Source organism: Myxococcus sp. CA039A, from assembly GCF_013336645.1.
Taxonomy (GTDB): domain Bacteria; phylum Myxococcota; class Myxococcia; order Myxococcales; family Myxococcaceae; genus Myxococcus; species Myxococcus llanfairpwllgwyngyllgogerychwyrndrobwllllantysiliogogogochensis.
Window position 1 is genome coordinate 1 of the sequence record NZ_JABUMQ010000577.1, and the last position, 3,135, is coordinate 3,135.

Below are 3,135 nucleotides of genomic sequence, written 5' to 3' on the forward strand. Positions count from 1 at the left end.
CTCCCCACCCGGGCGAAGCCACACCCATGCCATCCCGAGACAGGTGAGATTGAGCAGCGGTTCGAGGAACGGGCCTCGCTCCGTCGCCGCGGCCTCTGGGTAGACCGCATACACGAGCGCCGCGACGAGCCCCGCCCGCATCCCCCACCGCTCCTGGGCGATGCGTCCGCTCAGCACCGTGCTCAGGGCGCCGAGGACGGGGATGAACCAGCGAACGACGGTGAAGGCCGTGGCTGAATCAAAGACACGGGTGAGCGCGGCCAGGGGCGACAGCAGCACCGCCAGGCCTGGAGGATGAACAAAGAAGTAGTCGCGATAAGGCAACACGCCCTGCGACAGGAGCGCGGCGGCGCTGAAGTAGACGCCCTCGTCGTAGTCCACCGGGTAGCCCAACGCGCCGCCCCGGTGGAAGAAGCCCGCGACTCGAAGCAGCCAGGCACCAGCCCCCACCAGCAGCAGGGGCCACCACGGATGGCGCGAGGGACTGGGGCTCGATGGGCTGGCGTCGGACACGGAGCGTCGCGTCTACCAGAGGTCGCCGCCATTTTCGAAGGCGGGGTGCCCAGTCCCATCCATCGACTTCAGCCCGCTTCGATGTCCAGATCGATGCGCCCCGCCAGCTTGAGGCGCAAGAGGTGACCCGCGAAGCGCTCGGACTCCTCGCGGCCGAGGACGTTACGGAACGTCGAGCCCTCCACCACCTCCACCTCGAGCACGGCCCCGCGCTGCAGGAGTCGGAAGAAGTCCTCTCCTCCTCCCGGACGCGGAACGGCCAGCGGCAACATGCCCTTCACCGGAAGCACCTCGCCCGCCACGCGCACGCGCTCCACCAACGCGGAGGCATCCGGTCTCACGTCCGCGGACGCCACGCCCTCGTCCGGATAGAGCGGCGCGGGAGGCAGGGCCACATCCTCCGTCGAATCATCCAGGAGGAAGCCATACCGCGACGGAATCCTCCCCGTGAAGAGCATGCACAGCAGCACGGGCGTGTCGCCGGACACACGCTCGACATGGAGGATGGAGCGCTCCGTTCCCACGCGGCGCAGCAGCAACGTCAAGCGCGGACGATGCACCGCCAGGTGCCGCTGCACGCGGTCCTTCAGGGTGGCGCGAATCTCCGCGAAGGCCGCTGAGTAGCCCGCCTCGGACTCGGCCTCGCGCGCCGCGAGCGCCTCGCGCGTCTTCGAAAGCTTCTCCTCGGCGTCTCGCAGGAAGTCACCCGCCGACGCCGACGTGGGCACCAGCCCCGGCTCCAGAGACGACGTCGACTCCAGGCCCGCCGCGCGCACGGCGCCCAACAGGAAGGAGCCTTGCTGATCCAACCGCTCCCGCTCCTCTCGGAACCGTGCCGAGGAGGCCGCATGCTCCCCCTTCAACTCCAGCCACGCCTCGTAGCCCGACTCGAGCGTCTCCAGCGCGCGCAGCCGCGACAGCGCCGCCTCCGGCCCCGCCGCCGCGCTCACGGGCCCCAACGCCCCACCCTTCGTCGTCTCACTCACGGCGACGGAGTCTACACCCTGCCTCGAACAGAGCCGTTCTCATCCGCGCCGGGCCTGGCCCCGCCCCTGCTCGCGAAAACACGAAGGCCCCCACCCGACGCCGACTCGCGGCACACGGATGGAGGCCCTCACGTCACGGTCCGCGCTGTGCGCACGGACGCAAGGCTCACGCGGTGCGAGACACCGGCGGCGTCGCACCCTGGGAAGGCGACGTCTCACCCCGGCCCAGCGTGTTCGACAGGTAGTCCTGGCCGCTCTGCAGCCGCTGCTTGAGGTCATCGCGGAGCTGGTTGCCCGCCTTCGGGGCCAGGAGCAGGCCCAGGCCCGCGCCAACCAGGATGCCCGCCGCGAAGGCGCCCAGCACCGGCAACACATCCTCCGCCGCGCTGCGACGGCTCTCCAGACCGATGAGGTTGAGCAGGTCGTCCTTGTCCATCTTCTTGAGGGCGTTCAGGTTCATTCGCGACTCCAACAGGCTGTTACGTCGTGGGGAGATGAGACAGCAAACGCTAGTAGGACGGAGGGCGCGGAGTCCCCGCTGCGGACGCATCCGCCGACGCGGAGCCTTCCCGCGCGGGCGAGCCCACCACGCTCCGCCCCGTCTGATAACCCTGGAAGGCCGTCTCGGCCATGCCCAGCAGCTCGTCCTTCACGAAGGGCAGCGCCGCCAGCCGCACACCCAGCTTGAGGATGCGCGCCGTCAGCGGCGTGAAGAGCCCACCGCCCAGCACGTAGCCCACGCCCAGCGCGGCCGCCATCATCCCGTACGGGTTGCGCTCCACGCGGCCCCGCAGGTCCAGCGTCTGTCCCAGGTCATCCACCGCGCCCCTCGCATCGCTCCAGAGCTGCTGCGCCTCCGAGCCAATCTGGTCCACCCGCTGGCCGAACCCCGCGTCGGAGCCATGCTCCCGCGACGAAGGGTTGCCGTTACCTGAAGCCCCTGGATAGTTCGTCATGAGTGCCCTCTCTCGTGTTTGCGTCAGCGGTGCCACTCAGCGACGCGAGGCGATGCGCCCCACCAGGAAGCCCACGGCCACCGCGCCCAACAGGCACGTCCCGGGGTTGGCGCGGATGAAGCTCACCACGCGGTTGTTCATGTCGACCAGGTTCTGCCGCGCCTCATCAATCTGCGGCACCACGCGGTCCTGAAGCTGTCGGGCCCGGTCGGCCACCTGCTGCGGGTTCATGTCCATGAAGGCGTTCTCCTCGATTCAAAGGGTGAAACCACGAAGTCGTCGGCCCGCGCGCTCAGCGGCGCGAGCCCAGCAGGAATCCCACCGCGAAGGCCGCGGCCACGCACTCGTGCGGATGACGGCGCACCCACTCGCGCCAGTCCGCGGCGACCGCCACTTCCTCGCGCAGCGCGCTCACCGACGTGGCCAGCTCCGCGCGCGTCCGCTCGATGTCCTCGCGCAGCCCCGCGCTGGTGCGAGGGCCCACGGGCTTGGGGTGTCCATTGCTAGCGCCCATTCGAAGACTCCTTCAAGAGCGGGTTGCCCACGGGTACCGGGGCCGGAGTGGAGAGGGCCGCCATGCTACGGGTCAACTCATCCGCCGTGTCGTCCATCATCCGCCGTGCCTTCAGTCGTTGCAGCGCCCAGGCGATGCCGCCCCCTCCCGCCACCAGGTTGAGCAG

General features: G+C 69.7%; 5 protein-coding genes and 1 pseudogene. All 6 read right to left on the reverse strand.

All coding sequences use genetic code 11. The features are described 5' to 3' along the window. Positions 1–513 (reverse strand): annotated as a pseudogene (locus HR086_RS45885) (hypothetical protein); the annotation flags it as partial. A 68-nt stretch (positions 514–581) separates the two neighbouring features. Then, on the reverse strand, positions 582–1,499 hold the full coding sequence (locus HR086_RS45890; protein ID WP_174468812.1) for a hypothetical protein: 918 nt from the start codon (positions 1,497–1,499) through the stop codon (positions 582–584). A 166-nt stretch (positions 1,500–1,665) separates the two neighbouring features. Next, positions 1,666–1,959 (reverse strand): YtxH domain-containing protein, encoded by a 294-nt coding sequence (locus tag HR086_RS45895; RefSeq protein ID WP_174468813.1) that lies wholly within the window; start codon positions 1,957–1,959, stop codon positions 1,666–1,668. 49 nt (positions 1,960–2,008) lie between these two features. Continuing rightward, positions 2,009–2,455 (reverse strand): hypothetical protein, encoded by a 447-nt coding sequence (locus HR086_RS45900; RefSeq protein WP_141648727.1) that lies wholly within the window; start codon positions 2,453–2,455, stop codon positions 2,009–2,011. A 36-nt stretch (positions 2,456–2,491) separates the two neighbouring features. Continuing rightward, entirely contained in the window at positions 2,492–2,692 is a 201-nt protein-coding gene (locus tag HR086_RS45905; RefSeq protein WP_141648728.1) for a hypothetical protein, read from the reverse strand. Between the two features lie 55 nt (positions 2,693–2,747). Then, entirely contained in the window at positions 2,748–2,969 is a 222-nt protein-coding gene (locus tag HR086_RS45910; RefSeq protein WP_141648729.1) for a DUF3618 domain-containing protein, read from the reverse strand. Positions 2,970–3,135: the final 166 nt, after the last annotated feature.

What these genes read in the sequence shown, in the direction of transcription:
- HR086_RS45905 (WP_141648728.1), bottom strand. Translation starts at nt 2,692, where the DNA reads ATGGACATGAACCCGCAGCAGGTGGCCGACCGGGCCCGACAGCTTCAG.
- HR086_RS45910 (WP_141648729.1), bottom strand. Translation starts at nt 2,969, where the DNA reads ATGGGCGCTAGCAATGGACACCCCAAGCCCGTGGGCCCTCGCACCAGC.
- HR086_RS45900 (WP_141648727.1), bottom strand. Translation starts at nt 2,455, where the DNA reads ATGACGAACTATCCAGGGGCTTCAGGTAACGGCAACCCTTCGTCGCGG.
- HR086_RS45895 (WP_174468813.1), bottom strand. Translation starts at nt 1,959, where the DNA reads ATGAACCTGAACGCCCTCAAGAAGATGGACAAGGACGACCTGCTCAAC.